Annotated in this window: 3 protein-coding genes; 2 read left to right on the top strand and 1 reads right to left on the bottom strand. The window is 70.7% G+C overall.

Annotation, left to right across the window (positions count from 1 at the left end; translation table 11 throughout):
* On the top strand, window positions 1–563 hold a 563-nt coding region (locus FW784_RS13700), incomplete at its 5' end, for an ABC transporter permease (protein WP_149353880.1).
* 12 nt (window positions 564–575) lie between these two features.
* Here FW784_RS13700 and yihA read toward each other — a convergent pair.
* Window positions 576–1,205, bottom strand: a complete 630-nt coding sequence (gene yihA, locus FW784_RS13695) for a ribosome biogenesis GTP-binding protein YihA/YsxC (RefSeq protein ID WP_149353879.1) — start codon at window positions 1,203–1,205, stop codon at window positions 576–578.
* 160 nt (window positions 1,206–1,365) lie between these two features.
* Here yihA and FW784_RS13690 point away from each other — a divergent pair.
* Window positions 1,366–2,171: c-type cytochrome (locus FW784_RS13690; protein ID WP_149353878.1), on the top strand; the 806-nt coding region annotated here is incomplete at its 3' end.

The following is a 2,171-nucleotide window of genomic DNA, read 5'->3' as shown; positions in this document are numbered from 1 at the left end:
CCATGCGCGCCGGCGGCGCGGTCGATCGCGCGGTCATGGCGGTCGCGGGCCTTGGGCTGGCGGTGCCGAAGTTCGTCGTCGCGCCGATGCTGGTGCTGCTGTTCGCGGTCACGCTGCACTGGCTGCCCGCGGGCGGCTGGGGCGATGCGCGCAACCTCGTGCTGCCCGTGCTCTCGCTCGCGATGCCCAACATCGCGTACTGCGCGCGGCTCACGCGTGCGTCGCTGCTGGAGACGCTGTCGGCCGACTACCTGCGCGCGGCGCGTTCGCGCGGGCTGTCACCGGCGCGCGTGCTGCTCTCGCATGCGATGCCGCCGGCCTTGTTGCCGGTGATCGCGTGGCTGTCGCCCGCGCTGATCAACATCGTCACCGGCTCGGCGGTGGTCGAGCAGGTATTCGGAATTCCCGGCATGGGACGCTACTTCGTGCAGGGCGCGCTCAATCGCGACTACACGCTGGTGCTTGGCGTGGTGCTGGTGGTCGGCGCGGCGATCGTGCTGATCAATGCGATCGTGGACGCGTTGCGGCGGGCGATGGACCCGCGCCTCGCCGCCACCGCCTGACCGCGACGCCCGTCAGCTGAAGGGCAGTTCCAGCCAGCGCGCGACGACACCGCGCGCGACATCCACGCCCAGCTTGGATTCGCCGGAAAACACCTGCGCGGTCACGCTGTCGCCGAAGCGCGAATGCAACTCGCGCTGCACGGCCTGCATCGTCTGCATCTGCTGGCCGCGCCCGAGCTTGTCGGCCTTCGTCAGCAGCGCGTGCGCCGGCAGCCCGCGGTTTGCGGCGTAGCCGAGCATCTGCAGGTCGTAATCCTTGAGCGGATGCCGGATGTCCATCACCACGACCAGACCCTTCAGCGCCTGGCGGGTGGTGAAGTAGCGATCGACGAACGTCTGCCAGTGCGCCTGCAGGTCCTTCGGCACCTTGGCGTAGCCGTAGCCCGGCAGGTCGACGAGGTACTTGGCAGCCGGCTGCTCGTGCTGCTTCGGGGTGAAGTCGAAGAACACCAGCTGCTGGGTGCGGCCCGGCGTCTTGGAGACGCGGGCGAGCGAGCCCTGCTGGCAGATCGCGTTGAGCGCGGTCGACTTGCCGGCATTGGACCGCCCGGCGAAAGCGACCTCGAAGCCGCCGTCCGGTGGAAGCTGGGGGGTGTTGTGCGCCGACAGCATGTAGCGGGCGCGCTGGAAGGGGTTCGACATGCCGCAAGGATCGCACGGCGGGGCCGTCCGGCCGGTCGAATGCGCCCGTGATGGCCGCCGCGATAATCACGCGCGTTGACCCGACTGCCGCCGGACGCCGATAATTCCGAGGTTCCGGCGCCCGTTCTCGGCGCCTCCCGTGTTCCCGGAGTTATCTCTGATGCGCCATGCCCGCGCCTACGGCCTCGCCGGCCTCGCCGCCCTCGCGGTCGCCGCCGTTGCCGTCGCCCAGACCACGGTCACCCCGGTGCCGGAGAAGGCGCCCGTGCAGGTGGCGCCACTCGCCGGCGCGGAAGAGCACGCCACGTGGGGCGACCCGAAGAAGGGCCAGGCCAAGGCCGGTGCCTGCGCGGCATGCCACGGCCTCGACGGCAACCCTGCGGCGCCGACATACCCGCGCCTTGCCGGCATGCCGGAGCGCTACGTCGCGCAACAGCTGGCCCTCTTCAAGACGCAGCAGCGCGCCGATGCGATGGCGCCGGTGATGTATCCGATCGCCCAGGCCCTCAATGCGCAGGACATGCGCGACCTCGGCGCCTGGTTCCAGACGCAGAAGGCGGGCGCCGGCATCGCCGACGACACCGCCATCGCGACCGGCCCGAACGCCGGCAAGAAGTATTACGAGGTGGGCGAAGCGCTGTTCCGTGGCGGCGACAAGGCCCGCGGCATCCCCGCCTGCATGGCGTGCCACGGCGCCGCCGGCCAGGGCAATCCCGGCCCGGCCTATCCGGCGCTCGCCGGTCAGCAGGCCGATTACGCCAAGCGTCGCCTCGAGGAATACCGCACGGGCACCGGCGCGCCGCCGACCTACAAGAACTTCCACATCATGGCCACGATCGCTTCGAAGCTCACCGACGACGAGATCGGCTCGCTGTCGAGCTTCATCCAGGGCCTGCACAACCGCGCCAACGATGCCGGCGCGCAGCCCTCGGCGGCCGCATCGCCCGTCGCGGCCGCGCCTGCGCA

The sequence above is a fragment of the Cognatilysobacter lacus genome (assembly GCF_008274655.1).
Classification (GTDB): domain Bacteria; phylum Pseudomonadota; class Gammaproteobacteria; order Xanthomonadales; family Xanthomonadaceae; genus Cognatilysobacter; species Cognatilysobacter lacus.
The sequence above is the reverse complement of the archived record's forward strand: the minus strand, read 5'-3'. Positions and strand labels throughout refer to the sequence as shown.